Source organism: Serratia sp. TSA_130.1, assembly GCF_052691795.1.
This window is the reverse complement of record NZ_JBQZFS010000002.1, coordinates 115,858-131,460: the sequence shown is the minus strand read 5'-3', so window position 1 is coordinate 131,460 and position 15,603 is coordinate 115,858. Positions and strand designations below refer to the sequence as shown.

Here is a 15,603-nt window from a genome sequence, read left to right as displayed (position 1 = left end):
TCAACCCTCAGCTTAACCGGCACAGGCGGCCGTGCCAACCGTCGCGGGTCTTGCCGGCGATGACAAGACCAGGGGCGTCATCCGGTGCGGCAATCAAAAGCGCTCCCGTTTCATCCCAGATGGCGCTGCGGCCTGCCGGGATCCAGCCTCCGGTCAGCGCCGCATGGTTGGCCATCAGCGTGACCATGCCATAACGACGGGCATAGCCTGCCAGCGCGTCGCTGTCTTTCGCGTAACCGGCTTCAGATACCAGCACGCCGGCGGCATAAATCTGCGCACCCGCCAGCGCGGCGGCGCTTGCGTGGCCGGGTTGCGAGGTGTCGGCGCAGATAGCCAGCGCGATGCGTTGCCGATGTATTTCCAGCAGCGTGCCGCCATTACCGGGCAAGAACCGTTGTTGTTCCGCGCCGTGCAGATGTTGCTTGGTATAGGCGGCCACCGCGCCGTTGGGGTGAAAGATCAAGGCGGCGATATGCAGCGCCTGGCCGCTGCGCAAGGGCGCGCCGACGATGATCGTCATCTGATGCGATTGCGCCGCCGCAGCGAGCGGTTGCAGACGCGGATCGTCCAGCGTCAGTGCCAGTTCGGCGGCATCGGTCAGCTCATAGCCGCTTAGCGACAGTTCGGGAAAAACCAGCAGTTGCACCTGCTGTTCGGCTGCCTGCGCGACAAATTCAAGGTGACGTTCAAGGTTGCAGGCGATATTGGCCGCAGCGGCGGGGTATTGGGCTGCGGCGAGGGTAAAGCACGGCATTGGCCATCTCTCCAGTGAGGCAATAAAAAACCCGCCTTGGCGGGTTTAATGACGGATGGAAGGACGTTTACTCACCAGACGGATGCGCTTTTTTAGCGCGTTTCTCCGCACGTTTCTCTGCTGGGGTTTTCAACGGCTTCTTCTTCGCATTTTTTTTGCTATCCATTCCCTTACTCATGATGGCCTCTCGTTACCTATGATTGGGTGGCTTGCTCAGCCATTAACCGCCTAAAGCCGACAGGATGCAAGCGACAAAGTGCAAGTAGTATGTAACTGGCTGTTTGCACGTGAAATTTTGTTTTTGGATGACCGGGTGCTTAAAATAATCATTATGTTATAATATTACACTTTTAGGGTTCGGAGAACGCAATGACAGTGATGACATTACCGGATGCGCAGCAACTGCTGGCCATGCCGGATTCTGATTACATGAACTCGGTTCAACGGGCTTTTTTCCGCCAGCTGCTGCAGGATGAGCGGCAAAAACTGCTGCTGCACATCGATGAGCTGAAGAAGGCGATCGACAGCGGCGAAGCGACGGGCGATGAAGCCGACAAGGCGGCGCGCGAAGAAGAACTGCGCCTGTTGTTCCGCCAGTTGGATCGCGAAAGCCGCCTGCTGCCGAAAATCGATGCGGCGCTGGCGCGGTTGCAGAACGGCGAATACGGCTACTGCCGGGAAACCGGCGAACCCATCGGCTTGGCACGCCTGCTGCTGCGCCCGACGGCGGAACTGAGCATCGAGGCGAAAACCGCACAGGAGATGCGCGAGCCGCATATGCGTAAAGGCGTGTAGGCGTAACAAGACGTGAACTGATCGGGCCTGTGGGCATTTTGCAGGCGGGTCGTTGCGATTTTGAGCAAACGCGCGCCGAGTTCCCGGCGCGCGTTCGAGTTTTCAGGTTTTACCGTTGACCTGCCGGGCGGCTTCCGCTTTGATGAAAGCATGACTCACAGAGAGACGGAAAGCGCCATGGAACAATTACGAGGTTTGTACCCGCCGTTAGCGGCATACGACAGCGGTTGGCTGGACACTGGGGATGGCCACCGGATCTACTGGGAGCTGAGCGGCAACCCGAACGGTAAACCGGCGGTCTTCATTCATGGCGGGCCGGGCGGCGGCATCTCTGCGCATCATCGCCAGCTGTTCGATCCCGAGCGCTACAAGGTATTGCTGTTCGACCAGCGCGGCTGTGGCCGCTCCCGTCCGCACGCCAGTCTGGACAACAACACCACCTGGCATTTGGTGGCCGATATCGAGCGGCTGCGCGAAATGGCCGGCGTCGAGCAGTGGCTGGTGTTCGGCGGCTCCTGGGGATCTACGTTGGCGCTCGCCTATGCGCAGACCCACCCGGAGCGCGTCAGTGAAATGGTGCTGCGCGGTATCTTTACCCTGCGCAAGCAGGAGCTGCATTGGTATTACCAGGACGGCGCTTCGCGCTTCTTCCCGGACAAGTGGGAGCGCGTGCTGTCCATTCTGTCGGATGACGAGCGCAAAGACGTGATTGCCGCCTATCGGCAGCGGCTGACTTCAGCCGATCCGCAGGTGCAGCTCGAAGCGGCCAAACTGTGGAGCGTGTGGGAAGGGGAAACGGTGACGCTGTTGCCAAGCCGTGAATCCGCTTCGTTCGGCGAGGATGATTTCGCGCTGGCGTTCGCCCGCATTGAAAACCACTACTTTACGCATTTGGGGTTCCTGGAGAGCGATGACCAACTGCTGCGCAACGTGCCGCTGATCCGCCATATCCCGGCGGTGATCGTCCACGGCCGCTATGACATGGCCTGCCAGGTGCAGAACGCCTGGGATCTGGCCAAGGCCTGGCCGGAGGCGGAGCTGCATATCGTGGAAGGGGCGGGGCATTCGTTTGATGAACCGGGCATTTTGCACCAGCTGATGATCGCCACCGACCGGTTCGCCGGCAAGTGACACGAAAACCCGCCGTAACGGCGGGTTTTGTTATTTGGCCTTCGGTTCGTAAGGCAGACGCGAAAACTTGTGGGATTCCGCGCGGTAGTGCGCCACGCGCTCGCGAAAATAGTCGCGCAGCGGCTCCGGCTGCTCGCGCTCCAGCACTTCCGGGATCACCGGCATGTTGTAACGCTCTTTGTACGCCACGCCTGAGGCGGCGAGATCCACATTCACCCTGTCCATTTCTTCTTTGGACAACTCGGCCAGATTGTAACCCACCTTATGCTCCTTACTTTGCCGCATTGAATCTGCGCAGAAGGTAATCCACCCGGCGGCGCTTGGCAAGCCCGTTGCGCCGCGGCGGTGGGCGATATTTATCCAAGAGTAATGCAATCTATTTATTCTTTTAAATAAGAATGATTCGCTTTTTGATTAAAATAAAAGATCTAAATAATTCTCATGTTAATTCTCAATGTATTGGTGATATTTTAATTTATTGATATTTATGATTTTTGTAATTAATATGATTTGAATGTAAATAAGGTGTTTTTATTTTTACGGCGACAGGGCATAATGCGCGGAAATTAAATTCATGACCTGCAAAATAAAAGGAATGATTATGCTGACGCAAGAAATGACTCAAAAGCTGAATGAGCAACTGAATCTGGAGTTCTACTCCGCCAACCTGTATCTGCAGATGAGCGCATGGTGCAGCGACAAAGGCTTTGAAGGCGCCGCCGCATTTCTTAAAGAGCACTCTCAGGAAGAGATGCAGCATATGCAACGTCTGTTCGACTACCTGAGCGACACCGGCTCTCTGCCGCTGCTGGGCACCATCGCGGCCCCGCCGGTGGCGTTTGAGTCGCTGGCGGACGTGTTCGAACAGACCTACGAACACGAGAAGCTGATCACCCGTCAGATCAACGAGCTGGCGCACGCGGCAATGTCCTCTCACGATTACTCCACCTTCAACTTCCTGCAATGGTACGTGGCGGAGCAGCACGAAGAAGAGAAACTGTTCAAATCCGTGCTGGATAAGCTGGCGCTGGTGGGCACCAGCGGCAAAGGCCTGTTCTTCATCGACAAAGACCTGAAGAAAATGGGCGCGATGGGCCAGGGCGGCAACGGCCAGGCCTGATCCCTGACTGAACATTGAAAAACCGCGCGCGGGGCAAACCCGACGCGTGGTTTTTTTTACCCTGCGTTTATCGCGGTTATGCGGCGATACGTGCTGCCGGATCGCAAAATGCCAGTGATGCGCTCGACTTGCTGAGGCGTGCTCGTTATGATTTACCGCGATACGCTACAGGGATGGTAGAGTCAAAACAGCGGGTTAGCCGATACAACCCGTTTTTCTGTTTACCCGTGGCGCAATCATTTGCGGTGGGTTGGGGCCGCTGATACCTCGTCTTGGCTGTGGCCTTAACCCTTATGACCCTCTTTATATTGTTAAGGGATACCACTGTGATCGGTAAAATTCGTTCCTCCTGTCGCCTGCTTTCCACCGTTTTCGTCCTGTTCGTTGGCCTGTCTTCACAGCAAGCCTTGGCGCACGCTCACCTGAAAGTGGAAACGCCGAAGGCCGACGCCAGCGTCAGCCCGGCGCCGAAGGCGCTGACTCTCAGCTTCTCCGAAGGCATCGAGCCGAACTTCAGCGGCGTGAAAATCACCGGCCCGGATAACGCCGTGGTGAAAACCGGCAAGCTGCAGCTCGATCCGAACAACAACACCCAGGTCAACGTGCCGATCGAAGGCGAGCTGAGCGCGGGCAAATACAACGTCAGCTGGCATGTGGTGTCGGTCGACGGGCATAAAACCAAAGGCCAGTACAGCTTCACCGTAAACTGATCGTGAGTTTGGCGACCCTGTTCGTTCTGTGTCGCTTGGTGCACTTTGCGGCGGTGATGCTGATGTTTGGCATCAGTCTGTTCACCGCCTTATTGGCACCGCAGCGCCTTTCCCCGATCCTCTCCCGCGATGTGCGTCCGCTGCTGCTTGCCGGCACCTGGATTGCCGGGCTTTCCGCCGTGGCGCTGCTGGCCATTCAGGCCGGGCAGATGGGTGACGGTTGGCAAGACGCCTGGCGGCTGGAGGTTTGGTGGGCGGTGCTCGGCACCACCTTCGGCGAAGTGTGGCGCTGGCATCTGGGCCTGTCGCTGCTGGCGATCCTGAGCCTGCTGCTACCGGAACGGCCGCGCGCGCAGGCGTTGGCGCTGTGCTCAGCGCTGCTGCTGGTGAGCCTGGCGTTCATCGGCCACGCGGCGATGCACGAAGGCGCGCTGGGCGCGCTGCACCGCGCCAACCATGCGGCGCACCTGCTGGCCGCCGGTTACTGGTTCGGCAGCCTGGCGCCGCTGCTGGTTTGCCTGCGCTACCTGCAGCCGCCGCAATGGCGCAGCGATGCCATCACCACGCTAATCCGTTTCTCGCGCTGGGGGCACCTGGCGGTGGCGGCGGTGATCGTCACCGGCATCGTCAACAGCCTGATCATACTCGGCGGTTGGCCGCTTAATCTCAGCTCGCCTTATCAGCGCCTGCTGCTGATCAAAACCGCGCTGGTGGCGCTGATGGTGATGGTGGCGCTGGCCAATCGCTACGCCATCGTACCGGCAATAAGCCGCGTACCGGCGCTGGCGCAGCGCGGGGTGGTGCTGGCCTGCTGGCTCGAAGTCGGGCTGGGCATAGCGGTGCTGCTGCTGGTCAGTTTATTTGCAACCTATGCGCCGGTTTGACATTTCAGCTTGCCGCAGGCCGGCAAGCTGCGGGAAAATCGACGCGAATAGCAACCTTAAGGCCATCACATGAAATCGGTATTACTCGGCATTACGCTGCTGGCAACCGCGACCGGCGCGCTGGCGGCAGACAAACTGGTTAACATCACCAAACTGGAGTACGGCAAACAGTGGGCGTTCACCAAGGAAGAGGTGACGCTGCAGTGCCGCAGCGGCGGCGCGCTGTTCGTGCTGAATAACAGCACCCTGATGCAATACCCGCTCAACGACGCGGCGGAGCAGCAGGTGAAGAAGGGCCATCAGCGCGCGCAACCGCTGGACGTGATCCTGCTGGACGATCCCGCTGAACCGGGGAAAAAAATGAGCATGGCGCCGTTTATCGAACGCGCCGAGAAGCTGTGCGCTGACTAACCGCTTGTTTGCCAACGCCTTGCCCAGCGCGCGCAGATTGATGCGCATTTGCCGCATAGTTATTTCGTCACGGAACTATCACGCGGCCGCCGGGCGGCTGGCAAAACTGGCGCGGTAGGCTACTCTTAAAGTGCACGGCTGAACAAGCCCTGCATTAAATGCCAACTTTTAGCGCACGGCTCTCTCCCAAGAGCCATTTCCCTAGACCGAATATAGGAATCGTATTCGGTCTTTTTTTGTGTGATTGATTTATAAGTAAATTTCACCTAAGATGCCAGCAACAATCCCCGTTTCTCTTTTCGCGTCACAGCCATCAGCCCGAGCTCCCGTCTCACCCCCCAACCGCACCTATCGCTAATTTGGCCGCACCAAAAGTCATTACGTCATCTATGGCGCTGATAAGCTTCTGCCATTGCTCCCATCAACGGTTTAACGAGAGTGTCATTATGGGAAATATCCCGGCATCAGGCGCTATAAAAGGTAACCCGCAGTGAACGAGCAACTGAGTCAATTAAAGATGATGTTGCCCGGCTATCTCGAGGCGTGGCGTGAGGGGGCCTTACCCTCTGACTGGGAGCAGGTGGCTAATCCTGAAGTGATCGCCGCCCTGTTGGCGGAGTGGGAGGCGCTCAGCGAGTTGGCGTCTCGGTTCGACACCGCCACTGAAACACGCGCCGACGCCACCGCGTTTTGGCATGCGCGCGCCGAGCTGATGGCGCAGCGCAATCGTGATCTTATGGCCCAACTGGCGACGCCAATCCGTTTGCCCGGCGCACGGGTGGCCTTTTTTGGCTATGTGAAAACGGCCGTGATGGACGCCAGGCAGGTTAAGGCGGCGATTCGCGATGCCGGTTTTATCGTTGCGGGCGGCGCTCCCAATAAGAACACGGCTTAACGCGGTTTCTTCTCAAATTTCTCGGCAAAAAAGAACCGCAGCAATTTATGGGTCCACAGCAGGATGGCGCCGACCACCACCAGCGAGACGACGAAATGCGACAGATTTTTAGGCGCGGCGTAGCCGTGGGTAAAGGAGACCCCCGCGCCGCTGAGCAGCAGGGTGGCGATCCAGAAGCCGAGCAGCAGGCATAAGGTACGAAACAGTTTAAACATGGTTATCACCAAAAATACGGAAAGCACCGACCGAACGGAGAGGCTCAGCCGGGGCTTTGATTAATTAAAACCGCTTAGCGCGAACAGGTATTGCCGCCTTTATTGCTATTGCAGTTGCTGCCGCTGTTTTTGTTGCCGCCTTTCCCCATACCGACGTTGCCGCCGCCTTTGCTGCCTTCCTTGAAGCAGCCGCCGTTGAGCGCGCCCACCGCCAGGCCGCCAAGGCCGCCCAGAGAACCGGTGATCACGCCGTTAACGCAATCCGGCGAGGTGTGCTTGCCGTAGAATCCCTGATTGGATGACCCGCCCCCGTTCTTGTTGCCGCCGTTGTTGTTGACGCGGCCATTGCTGCCGCGGTTGTCGGCAAAGTTACCGGCGCCGGCGATCAGGTGAAAGTGTTTGGCATCGATCTCTTGCATAAAATTCCCTCTTTATCGATTCAGTTAAATTCAGTAAAGCTTGCGCAAGCCAGCTGTTTTTAACAGAAAAAATAGCGGGGGTAATTACCGGTTCGGATAAGAACAGGGGGTTTATTTTGCGATATTTTCCAGACTGATAGAGCACCGAGGAATGATATTCTGGGGGTGTGGATCCGTATCGCTATCCGTTCTCTTGAGCCGGTTAATTTGTTAGCATGGCGCCCCTGGATGACTATTGGTGCAGTACATTGAAAATTAAAGCGTTGTTATTTGTTGCGTTGGCCGCGCTGGCCGGCTGCAGCCAGGAGGGAACCTCGATGAATCAGCCCGCAAACGAGAAAGGCGGCCAAACGGAAGTGTTGTTGGTCAACAGCGCGCTGGTGGACTGCGTGGGCGTCGGCCCGATGAAGTGCATGCAGGTGCGCCGCTCCGCGCAGCAGCCGTGGGAGTTGTTCTATACCGGCATCGAGGGTTTCACCTTCGAACCAGGCTATCAGTATCGGCTGAAAGTGCGCGTCACCCCGGTGGAGAACGTACCGGCCGACGCCTCATCGCTGCGTTACACGCTGATCGAGCAGTTGGAAAAGAACAAGGCGTAATGGATCTACCTTGTCACCACCAAATGGCGTTTCATTTGGTGGTGACGACTTCAGGAAAGTTTGTCTTTTTTCTTTCTTCTGGAGGATTCGAAAGTGGCGAAGGCATGTGCAAGAGCAAACCCCAACGCACAGTAGCGTAGAGGCCAATTTTCTTTGGTCCATGTTTCAGAGTCAGCAATAAACATCGCGTTGCCGTTGGCAAAAAGGGTAAATTGCCAGCAAAGGATTAAAAAACATATCGTAACCAGAACGACATAACCCTTGGAACCCAGAGGCGGTCTGAAGCCGTATTTCACGGCCAGACAGGCCGCGGCAGCGAGAGTAGAAAGAATATAATATAAAGTTGGTTCCATCACTGTTCCTGGCTGCCTTTATAAATGGAATTAAGGGTTGAGACATCTGCGCCACCTTCAAGCATCAAGCTGGTTCTTCCCATGTTTCTCCAACCGCGAATATAGTCTGTATTGATGTAGCGAAATAATCGCCAGGCTTCTGGTTTCAGCGACAGTTTTAGTAAACCATAGCCTGATAACAGTAAGTCTACGCCACCTAACGCCATGTCTGCTGCTGAATGGGAATAGCCTAGCGTTGAAGCCGCAGAACGGTACATCATTCGGCCTGGACCAATAGTATTCTTGCCAAATAACAGCGTATAACCGTTTTCGTAGACATTATTGATGCCATTGATTAAAAGTAACGTTCCTGGAATGGCTCCGACGCCAGTCCAATCCAAGCCCACGCCGAGTAAAATTTGTGCTATTCCCGAGAGGAAGCCAACGCCGGCTAACACGTAGGTCACTACGGCGTCATGACTGACTTTCTTTCTCATTACGGCATAAGGTGTCACGGCGTCAGTTCGCAATAAGCGCTCTTGCTCAGAAAGCGATTGATATTCTTGCTTCATTTCTCTCATTGCAACATTCGCCGCTTCACCTACTTGTTGGCATTTTTGCAATTTATCATTCACAAAGCAGTGCATCTCATGTCTGAAGGCATTACCGACTGTCCGATCTTTTAAAAAGTCCCTATTAACGCGCTCTGAGAGTTCTAAAAGCATACGTCCTTGTTGACGAGCCATCGTTTGCGAGTAGGTATTTAAACGTTCCTTTAGTAACAGTGGATTATCCATTTTTCTTTGTTCCTCCCTGGATTTCGACCGAAAAACAGCCACACCATAACGCAACGCCAGAAGCATGATCAACTTTTGCTGATTTTAAGAGGGAAGGCTTGAACGCGCTGAGGGTGCGAAGCGTGGCGCGTGGAGGCATCACGATGCGGAGTTGGGCAACCCTGATCCCTCGACTAAACTGGTCTGTTCACTGCGCTTGTTTTCGCACTTTCTTAAGTATATCGAGAAAATCAGGTATATTGTCCTTCGGTTTTTAGCTACCAAGAAAAAATTACTATGATTATCAAACCTAAAATTCGTGGTTTTATCTGCACCACCGCTCACCCGGCAGGCTGTGAAGCCAACGTCCGTGAGCAAATCGCCTACGTTAAGTCGCGCGGCGAACTGAAAAACGGGCCTAAAAAGGTGCTGGTCATTGGTGCATCCACCGGTTACGGTCTGGCCTCGCGCATCAATGCCGCTTTCGGCAGCGGTGCGGCCACCATCGGCGTATTTTTCGAGAAGCCTGGCAGCGAAGGCAAAACCGGTTCCGCCGGTTGGTACAACTCCGCCGGTTTCGACAAGGCAGCTAAAGAAGAAGGCCTGTACGCGAAAAGCATCAACGGTGACGCATTTTCCAACGAGTGCCGTCAGACCGTTATCGATCTGATCAAGAAAGACCTGGGTCAGGTTGACCTGGTGGTTTACTCGCTGGCTTCGCCGGTGCGTAAGATGCCGGAAACCGGCGAAGTGGTGCGTTCCGCACTGAAGCCGATCGGCGAGCCGTACAAATCCGTCGCGCTGGACACCAACAAAGACGTGCTGGTTGAGGCCGTGGTCGAGCCGGCCAACGAGCAAGAAATCGCCGACACCGTGAAGGTGATGGGCGGCCAGGACTGGCAGCTGTGGATGGACGCGCTGGACGAAGCGGGCGTGCTGGCGGATAACGCGCAGTCTGTCGCTTACTCCTACATTGGTACCGATCTGACCTGGCCAATCTATTGGCACGGTACGCTGGGCAAGGCGAAAGAAGATCTGGATCGCGCGGCGCACGCCATCAACCAGAAGCTGCAGGCCAAAGGCGGCGCGGCTTACGTTGCGGTGCTCAAGTCGGTGGTGACGCAGGCTTCTTCCGCCATTCCGGTGATGCCGCTGTATATCTCCATCGTGTTCAAGATCATGAAGGAGCAGGGCATTCACGAAGGCTGCATCGAGCAGATCCAGCGTCTGTTCGCCACCAAGCTGTACAGCGGTGCGGCGCCGGATACCGACGAGAAACACCGTCTGCGCCTGGATGACTGGGAACTGCGTGACGAAGTGCAGGAAACCTGCCGTGAAATCTGGAAGCAGCTGAACGACAGCAACATCAACGAACTGACCGATTACCAGGGCTACAAGGCGGAATTCCTGCGCCTGTTCGGCTTCGGTCTGCAGGGCGTTGATTACGATGCTGATCTGAGCGGCGAAGCCAACTTCGATGTGATCGAACTGGTCTAAGCGCGTCGAGCGGTCAAACAAGGTCGGGTTAGCCCGGCCTTTTTTATTGTCCGCGCGTTGGCGACCACCGCCTGACTCATCAGTCCACTTGATCATTGACAGCAATAAATTATCGTTTTACGATAATTTATTGCTGTTGATTAAGGGATAGAAAATTATGGGCGCTGCGCCAAGGATCCATCTGCCGCTGTATGTGCGTTGTCTGTGTTTGCTCATTATGGCGATGCTGATCGTCAGCACCGGCGTTGAGATGTTCATCATCGTGCGGGACTGGCTGCAGGGCGTAGCCTATCGCGATATCGTCGCCTCTTACCGGGAATATTACCCGGAGCTGCTCGCCTACGCGATCCCGCAGCAACGCTGGGCGCTGTTCGCCACGCTGGTTATCGACATGCTCGGTTATTTGCCCTATTACAGCGCGCTGCTGTGCGGCGCCGGGCTGTTTTATCAATTCTTCCGCGGCAACGTGTGGCATCGCAACAATATGGTGCTGTTGCAGATCATTGGCATCTTGCTGATCGTCGATGTGTTGTTCCCGTCGTTAGCCGGTCTGCTGCAGGTGATGGTATTGACCGCCGATGAAAAAATGCTGTTTATCCTTTATTATGGCGTCAATAGCGAGTCGGTGCGCTCGCTGATCGTAGGCTGCGCAATCCTGGTATTTAGCCGGGTATTTCTGGAAGCGTTGCGGCTGAATGAAGAACAGCTTTCTTTCGTGTGAGAATAGAGTGGCAATAATCGTAAGTCTTGATGTCATGTTGGCCAAAAGGAAGATGCGTTCAAAGGAGCTGGCGGAGCAGGTGGGGATCACCGAGCAAAACCTGTCTCTGTTGAAAAACGGCAAGGTCAAGGGAGTCAGGCTGGAAACGCTGGACAAGATCTGCCGCATTCTCGACTGCCAGCCTGGCGATCTGCTGGCCTGGCAGCCGGACGGCGAAGAGTAAGATCCCAGCGCACTCGGAAGTGCGCTGAGCCTGCTGGCCCATTTCTGCGATTAGCGTTGTCTTATTGAACGATATTTGTTTGATTCAGGTTAATTAAAATAACGGGTGATTAACACTTGCTTATTCTTTTTGTCGCAGGCGATTGCATGCGGCGAAAGTTATTAAACTAAATAAACTCGTTTTTCATTTACCGTCACTACCAATAGCGTTATTTTAAGGGAAATAGTATGACATGGCGTAATTCTCTTCTGGCATTGTGTCTTGTATTAAACGGATGCAGTGCCATTCACCCCACTGTTTCATCCTCATCCTCCTCCACTCACTGGGGGAATTGGGGGACACCGCAGCCCGCAACGCGAGAACAGAAACAGCGCATTATCGCCGGCGAATCCGCCGCTGCCGTACTGAATGAAGGCCGGGTCGGTATCGGCGGTACGCTGGACTGGTCGAAAATAGGGGGGCGCTAACCGCCGCTCTTTATTCGGCGGGGCGGCAGACGTTATCTCAAAGATATTGTGGAACGGTTTATTATTAATTCGCTACTCTGTTTTTTTGATGCGTTATTTATCTTTAAACGATGAATCTCTGCTTGTTGAATATATATCAACATACCCAGACATCCTTACAGGAGTTTTCAATGGCAAAGCGTATTGTCGCCATGTTGATAATGTCGTTGTTGAGTCTGCAAGCAAATGCGGCCCGTTACGATCGGCAATGCGAGGGAATTTCTCCCGTGCTGTTTCAGAAGAAATTGAAAGAGCTGGCGCATGGCCTGCGACAAGAGATGGCTGAGCCGACCCCGCCCACGGAGAATGAGGCCGAAACCTTGGCGCGTCTGGCGGAATGCGATGCCGAAAACGCGAAAGCGCCGGCGACGGGAGGGCAACATGCGCCCGATCCCGCGGAGCCTCAGGTGTCTTCACTCAACGGCTGTTGAACGGTTCTCTGCGTCGTTTTTCGCGGCGCGCCCCAGTCGGCTTATTCATGGAGCTTGTGTATTGAAACTACCTTCGTTAATCGCTGCGGCGCTGGCGCTGCTGGCCTCATTTTGCAGTCAGGCGTTCATCGATCGCCATTCCTCGCCCGGCGCCTCGACGGAAAGTCCCTCTGCGGCGGGGTGTCCGGCGCGGCTGGATGGCTTGTTGCAGCATATTTGGTTGGCTGAACAGATTCAGGCGGAGCGCATGCAGCTGGCGCTGCTGCGTGCGGAGCGGGAAGCGTTGGAAATCCGGTTGCAAACGCAGGAAGCGGCGAGACCTTCCGCACAGGGGCATCAGAGCGCCCGATCGGCCTGTGAACAGGGTGCCGATATCGTCCGTTGCCTGTCGCTGCGTCTGCGGCGGACGTCTCTGACGGGGCCGCATCGGCCGTTTGTCGGCGTTTATTGCCGCGCCTGGCTGAATGGCCGGCCGCTGAATTGCTAAAGATGAGAACAGGGATTTGTCAGGAGTTTATCGATGAAAAGGCTAGTGTTGGTCGGCGTGGCCCTATGTTGCGCCTGCTTTGCGCAGGCGCGGGTGGATTTGGAATACCACGCGGCGCCGCCGAAGGACAATAAAGTCCCCGAGGAGTACCAGAAAAAACGCAGCGCGCTGCGCCACAAGGTGTGGAATGTCGACAGCCTGACGCAGGCCAATGAGCAGGCGATTGCACGCGAACAGCAGCGCGAGGCCGCAGAAGCCGCCAAGCGGCAGCAGCGACACCTGGAGCAACAGCAGAAAAAGCAGCGCTGCCTGCGGATACACTCGAAAGATCCTCACCGCGAGGCGAGGTGTTACATGTACAACTTCTAGCTTTCAACGTCCGGGCGCTTGCAGCGCCCGGCGTCGTTTATGCCGGGCGGCAATGCTCTTTCAGCATGGCGATCGCGTCCGGCTTCAGCTGATATAGATAAACCGGGCGGCCCGTCGCGCCGTACAGAATGCGGGTGCCGAGAATGCCGCTTTCCGCCAGATAGATGAGGTACTTGCGGCAGGACACCCGCGAAATGCCGATGGCGTTGGCCAGGTTGTCGGTGGAGAATTCGCTGTCGTGCTGCTGTTCTATCCACTCGCAGACCGTGCTCAGGGTGATGCTGGTCAGGCCCTTCGGCAGCTTTTTGCTCTCCTGGCCGCCGGGCTGGCGGCGCAGCAGACTGTCGACGTCAGCCTGCGAAAACTCGCGCTGCGCCAGCAGCTGCGACTGTTGTCGATAGTGGCTGAGCGCCTCTTTGAAGCGGCTGAACTGGAACGGCTTGATCAGGTAATCCACCACGCCGTAGTGCAGCGCCTTTTGCACTGTGTTTACATCGCTGGCGGAAGAGATGATGATCACATCGGTCTTCTCGCCGAGCTCGCGCAGGCCGGGCAGCAGATCCAGCCCGTTCTCCTGCTGCATGTAGATATCCAGCAGCACCAGATCGATGCTGACGCTGGCGTCGGCCAGCAGGGCGCGCGCCTGGCCCAGGGTGGCGACCGTCGCCTGGCAGTGAAAACCGCCGATCTGGCTCAGGTAATATTTGTTCAGCTCCGCCACCATCGGGTCGTCGTCGACAATCAGTACGTTAATCATGGGTTTCGCTCTTGGCCTGATAGGGAAGGTGCACGAAAAATTGGGTCAGCTCGCCCGGTTCGGACTCGACATCGATGCCGCCGCCCAGTTTCTCCAGATGGCTGCGGATCAGCGCCAGGCCGATGCCGCGTCCCGTTCCCTTGGTGGAAAATCCGTGTTCAAAGATGTGCGCGGCGATCGCCGGATCGATGCCGGGGCCGTCGTCGCTGACGATACAGTGTAATTGATCGTCGTGGTGATGGAAGCTCAGGCCGATCTCGTGGCCTTCAACGCCGTCGATGGCGTCGATGGCGTTTTCGATCAGGTTACCGAGCACGCTGATCAGCACGTGCGTGGTTTCCGCGTCGTCGGTTTCCGGCAGCAGGCTGGTTTCCTCGATGGTCAGTTCGATGCCGGCTTCGTGGGCGCGGCTGATCTTGCCGATGAAGAAGCCCGCCACTTCCGGCGAGTGGATCTTGCGCAGCAGCGCGCCGATCTCTTCCTGGTAGTTGCTGGCGGTATTGATGATGTAGTTTTCCAACTGCTGATAAGCCTTCATGTGCAGCATGCCGAGTATCACGTGCAGCTTGTTCATAAATTCGTGCGACTGCACCCGCAGGGCATCGGCGTAGTGCGCCATGCCGCTCAGGCGCTGCAGCAGCCGGCTGACCTCGGTCTTGTCGCGGAAGGTGGCGATGGCGCCGGTCACCTGGCCGTTGACGATCACCGGCACGGTATTGGTCAGCAGTTCGCTGCCGTTGAAGCTGATCTGTCGATCGCGCAGCGGCTTGCCGCTGGCCAGCACTTCCGCCAGATGCAGCTGCGCCGGCCAATGCTTGCTGGCGGCGTCCAGCAGCAGGTTTTCCACCGGGCCGCTCTGGCGCAGCAGGCGCTTGGCCTCGTCGTTGACGATGGTGATGCGGGAATCATTATCGACCGCGATCACGCCTTCTTTAATCGACTGCAGCATGGCGTTGCGCTGCTCGAACAGGTTGGATATTTCGTAAGGCTCGAAACCCAGCATGATGCGTTTGAGCGCGGAGACCAGGAAAAAAGTGCCCAGGCTGCCGACCAGCGCGGCGAAGGCGATGGTCCAATAGATGATCCAGCGGCTTTCCGCCACCACCCGCAGCGCCGGGGCCAGCGTGCCGCGGTTGATGGCGCTGTTGACGTTGCCCTGCAGCGCCGGCGCCAGATCTTCGCCGATGAAATGTTTGCCGATCAGCCAGGGTTTGGGATGCGAATAGCGGATGCCCTGCATATCCACCACCACCACGAACAGCAGCTCGTTTTGATGGCGCACCTGCTCGGCGAAGCGCTGCACGGCGCCGCTTTGATCGCGTCGCTGCAGGCCGTCTATCACGGTGCTCGAGAGCGCCAGCGTGTTGGCGATAGCGATGGCTTTTTGCTGCAGCTGATCTTGCCCTTCGCGGCTCATCTGCACGAAAAACAGCGCGAACACCACCAGCAGCACCGAAGCGATGATGGCGGACACCATCAGCGTGATGGAGGTGCTCAGCTTGAGCGGCACCCGTTGTTTTGGCATGGCGGTTCTCCGAATGGCGATATCACGGCGTATTCTAGCGAGGAAT

At 56.5% G+C, this 15,603-nt stretch carries 22 protein-coding genes; 14 read left to right on the top strand and 8 right to left on the bottom strand.

Features of this window, described 5'->3' with window-relative positions:
- Positions 1-7 precede the first annotated feature (7 nt).
- A complete protein-coding gene (locus ACUTQY_RS07305; RefSeq protein ID WP_128868886.1) occupies positions 8-754 on the bottom strand; it encodes a carbon-nitrogen hydrolase family protein in 747 nt (248 codons plus the stop codon).
- 369 nt (positions 755-1,123) lie between these two features.
- On the opposite strand from ACUTQY_RS07305, the gene dksA reads away from it, so the two are divergent.
- Entirely contained in the window at positions 1,124-1,549 is a 426-nt protein-coding gene (dksA, locus tag ACUTQY_RS07300; RefSeq protein ID WP_033642714.1) for an RNA polymerase-binding protein DksA, read from the top strand.
- A gap of 177 nt (positions 1,550-1,726) precedes the next feature.
- The gene (gene pip / locus ACUTQY_RS07295; RefSeq protein WP_033644252.1) at positions 1,727-2,680 is read left to right on the top strand and encodes a prolyl aminopeptidase; all 954 of its coding nucleotides are present in this window, start codon (positions 1,727-1,729) and stop codon (positions 2,678-2,680) included.
- 30 nt (positions 2,681-2,710) lie between these two features.
- Here the strand turns inward: pip and ACUTQY_RS07290 are convergent, their stop codons facing one another.
- Positions 2,711-2,941, bottom strand: coding sequence for a DNA polymerase III subunit theta (locus ACUTQY_RS07290; RefSeq protein ID WP_046686874.1), 231 nt, complete (start codon positions 2,939-2,941; stop codon positions 2,711-2,713).
- 340 nt (positions 2,942-3,281) lie between these two features.
- Between ACUTQY_RS07290 and ftnA the strand changes: the two genes are divergently transcribed.
- The 5 genes from ftnA (at position 3,282) to ACUTQY_RS07265 (ending at position 6,700) form a co-directional block, all read left to right on the top strand.
- The gene (gene ftnA / locus ACUTQY_RS07285) at positions 3,282-3,800 is read left to right on the top strand and encodes a non-heme ferritin (RefSeq protein WP_033642716.1); all 519 of its coding nucleotides are present in this window, start codon (positions 3,282-3,284) and stop codon (positions 3,798-3,800) included.
- A gap of 326 nt (positions 3,801-4,126) precedes the next feature.
- On the top strand, positions 4,127-4,510 hold the full coding sequence (yobA, locus tag ACUTQY_RS07280) for a CopC domain-containing protein YobA (protein WP_004940886.1): 384 nt from the start codon (positions 4,127-4,129) through the stop codon (positions 4,508-4,510).
- A 2-nt stretch (positions 4,511-4,512) separates the two neighbouring features.
- The gene (gene copD, locus ACUTQY_RS07275; RefSeq protein ID WP_046686876.1) at positions 4,513-5,394 is read left to right on the top strand and encodes a copper homeostasis membrane protein CopD; all 882 of its coding nucleotides are present in this window, start codon (positions 4,513-4,515) and stop codon (positions 5,392-5,394) included.
- A 69-nt stretch (positions 5,395-5,463) separates the two neighbouring features.
- Positions 5,464-5,805, top strand: coding sequence for a YebY family protein (locus ACUTQY_RS07270; RefSeq protein WP_016928154.1), 342 nt, complete (start codon positions 5,464-5,466; stop codon positions 5,803-5,805).
- A 490-nt stretch (positions 5,806-6,295) separates the two neighbouring features.
- Positions 6,296-6,700 (top strand): hypothetical protein, encoded by a 405-nt coding sequence (locus ACUTQY_RS07265; RefSeq protein ID WP_046686877.1) that lies wholly within the window; start codon positions 6,296-6,298, stop codon positions 6,698-6,700.
- Here ACUTQY_RS07265 and ACUTQY_RS07260 read toward each other — a convergent pair.
- Both ACUTQY_RS07260 and ACUTQY_RS07255 read right to left on the bottom strand, forming a co-directional pair.
- The gene (locus tag ACUTQY_RS07260) at positions 6,697-6,915 is read right to left on the bottom strand and encodes a hypothetical protein (protein ID WP_004940942.1); all 219 of its coding nucleotides are present in this window, start codon (positions 6,913-6,915) and stop codon (positions 6,697-6,699) included. The two genes, ACUTQY_RS07265 and ACUTQY_RS07260, sit on opposite strands and share 4 nt — an antisense overlap.
- A 74-nt stretch (positions 6,916-6,989) precedes the next feature.
- Complete coding sequence (locus ACUTQY_RS07255; protein WP_033642719.1) at positions 6,990-7,334, bottom strand: hypothetical protein; 345 nt, start codon at positions 7,332-7,334, stop codon at positions 6,990-6,992.
- Between the two features lie 248 nt (positions 7,335-7,582).
- Here ACUTQY_RS07255 and ACUTQY_RS07250 point away from each other — a divergent pair, with 248 nt between their 5' ends.
- A complete protein-coding gene (locus ACUTQY_RS07250; protein WP_004940949.1) occupies positions 7,583-7,933 on the top strand; it encodes a DUF4377 domain-containing protein in 351 nt (116 codons plus the stop codon).
- Between the two features lie 50 nt (positions 7,934-7,983).
- Here the strand turns inward: ACUTQY_RS07250 and ACUTQY_RS07245 are convergent, their stop codons facing one another.
- A complete protein-coding gene (locus tag ACUTQY_RS07245; protein WP_016928136.1) occupies positions 7,984-8,286 on the bottom strand; it encodes a hypothetical protein in 303 nt (100 codons plus the stop codon).
- Positions 8,286-9,062: a DUF4225 domain-containing protein gene (locus tag ACUTQY_RS07240; protein WP_157993238.1), complete on the bottom strand. Its 777-nt coding sequence runs from the start codon at positions 9,060-9,062 to the stop codon at positions 8,286-8,288. The genes ACUTQY_RS07245 and ACUTQY_RS07240 overlap by 1 nt, the downstream gene beginning before the upstream one ends.
- 276 nt (positions 9,063-9,338) lie before the next feature.
- Between ACUTQY_RS07240 and fabV the strand changes: the two genes are divergently transcribed.
- The 6 genes from fabV to ACUTQY_RS07210 all read left to right on the top strand — a co-directional run bounded on the left by fabV (position 9,339) and on the right by ACUTQY_RS07210 (position 13,275).
- The gene (fabV, locus tag ACUTQY_RS07235; protein ID WP_033642722.1) at positions 9,339-10,538 is read left to right on the top strand and encodes an enoyl-ACP reductase FabV; all 1,200 of its coding nucleotides are present in this window, start codon (positions 9,339-9,341) and stop codon (positions 10,536-10,538) included.
- Between the two features lie 157 nt (positions 10,539-10,695).
- A complete protein-coding gene (locus tag ACUTQY_RS07230) occupies positions 10,696-11,259 on the top strand; it encodes a DUF2975 domain-containing protein (RefSeq protein ID WP_033642723.1) in 564 nt (187 codons plus the stop codon).
- A gap of 7 nt (positions 11,260-11,266) precedes the next feature.
- Complete coding sequence (locus ACUTQY_RS07225; RefSeq protein WP_025302459.1) at positions 11,267-11,482, top strand: helix-turn-helix domain-containing protein; 216 nt, start codon at positions 11,267-11,269, stop codon at positions 11,480-11,482.
- Positions 11,483-12,119: 637 nt separating this feature from the next.
- The gene (locus tag ACUTQY_RS07220) at positions 12,120-12,419 is read left to right on the top strand and encodes a hypothetical protein (protein ID WP_033642724.1); all 300 of its coding nucleotides are present in this window, start codon (positions 12,120-12,122) and stop codon (positions 12,417-12,419) included.
- Positions 12,420-12,480: 61 nt separating this feature from the next.
- A complete protein-coding gene (locus tag ACUTQY_RS07215; protein WP_050440156.1) occupies positions 12,481-12,906 on the top strand; it encodes a hypothetical protein in 426 nt (141 codons plus the stop codon).
- Positions 12,907-12,939: 33 nt separating this feature from the next.
- The gene (locus ACUTQY_RS07210; RefSeq protein WP_033642725.1) at positions 12,940-13,275 is read left to right on the top strand and encodes a hypothetical protein; all 336 of its coding nucleotides are present in this window, start codon (positions 12,940-12,942) and stop codon (positions 13,273-13,275) included.
- A 37-nt stretch (positions 13,276-13,312) separates the two neighbouring features.
- Here ACUTQY_RS07210 and dcuR read toward each other — a convergent pair whose 3' ends face one another.
- A complete protein-coding gene (dcuR, locus tag ACUTQY_RS07205) occupies positions 13,313-14,032 on the bottom strand; it encodes a two-component system response regulator DcuR (protein ID WP_033642727.1) in 720 nt (239 codons plus the stop codon).
- Positions 14,025-15,557 carry a sensor histidine kinase gene (locus tag ACUTQY_RS07200; protein WP_445583319.1) on the bottom strand — a complete coding sequence of 511 codons (1,533 nt, stop codon included), beginning with the start codon at positions 15,555-15,557 and terminating at the stop codon, positions 14,025-14,027. The genes dcuR and ACUTQY_RS07200 overlap by 8 nt, the downstream gene beginning before the upstream one ends.
- Positions 15,558-15,603: the final 46 nt, after the last annotated feature.

Coding starts and splice junctions, on each gene's coding strand:
- ACUTQY_RS07305 (WP_128868886.1), bottom strand. CDS start 754: ATGCCGTGCTTTACCCTCGCCGCAGCCCAATACCCCGCCGCTGCGGCC.
- dksA (WP_033642714.1), top strand. CDS start 1,124: ATGACAGTGATGACATTACCGGATGCGCAGCAACTGCTGGCCATGCCG.
- pip (WP_033644252.1), top strand. CDS start 1,727: ATGGAACAATTACGAGGTTTGTACCCGCCGTTAGCGGCATACGACAGC.
- ftnA (WP_033642716.1), top strand. CDS start 3,282: ATGCTGACGCAAGAAATGACTCAAAAGCTGAATGAGCAACTGAATCTG.
- ACUTQY_RS07270 (WP_016928154.1), top strand. CDS start 5,464: ATGAAATCGGTATTACTCGGCATTACGCTGCTGGCAACCGCGACCGGC.
- ACUTQY_RS07260 (WP_004940942.1), bottom strand. CDS start 6,915: ATGTTTAAACTGTTTCGTACCTTATGCCTGCTGCTCGGCTTCTGGATC.
- ACUTQY_RS07255 (WP_033642719.1), bottom strand. CDS start 7,334: ATGCAAGAGATCGATGCCAAACACTTTCACCTGATCGCCGGCGCCGGT.
- ACUTQY_RS07245 (WP_016928136.1), bottom strand. CDS start 8,286: ATGGAACCAACTTTATATTATATTCTTTCTACTCTCGCTGCCGCGGCC.
- ACUTQY_RS07240 (WP_157993238.1), bottom strand. CDS start 9,062: ATGGATAATCCACTGTTACTAAAGGAACGTTTAAATACCTACTCGCAA.
- fabV (WP_033642722.1), top strand. CDS start 9,339: ATGATTATCAAACCTAAAATTCGTGGTTTTATCTGCACCACCGCTCAC.
- ACUTQY_RS07230 (WP_033642723.1), top strand. CDS start 10,696: ATGGGCGCTGCGCCAAGGATCCATCTGCCGCTGTATGTGCGTTGTCTG.
- ACUTQY_RS07220 (WP_033642724.1), top strand. CDS start 12,120: ATGGCAAAGCGTATTGTCGCCATGTTGATAATGTCGTTGTTGAGTCTG.
- ACUTQY_RS07210 (WP_033642725.1), top strand. CDS start 12,940: ATGAAAAGGCTAGTGTTGGTCGGCGTGGCCCTATGTTGCGCCTGCTTT.
- dcuR (WP_033642727.1), bottom strand. CDS start 14,032: ATGATTAACGTACTGATTGTCGACGACGACCCGATGGTGGCGGAGCTG.
- ACUTQY_RS07200 (WP_445583319.1), bottom strand. CDS start 15,557: ATGCCAAAACAACGGGTGCCGCTCAAGCTGAGCACCTCCATCACGCTG.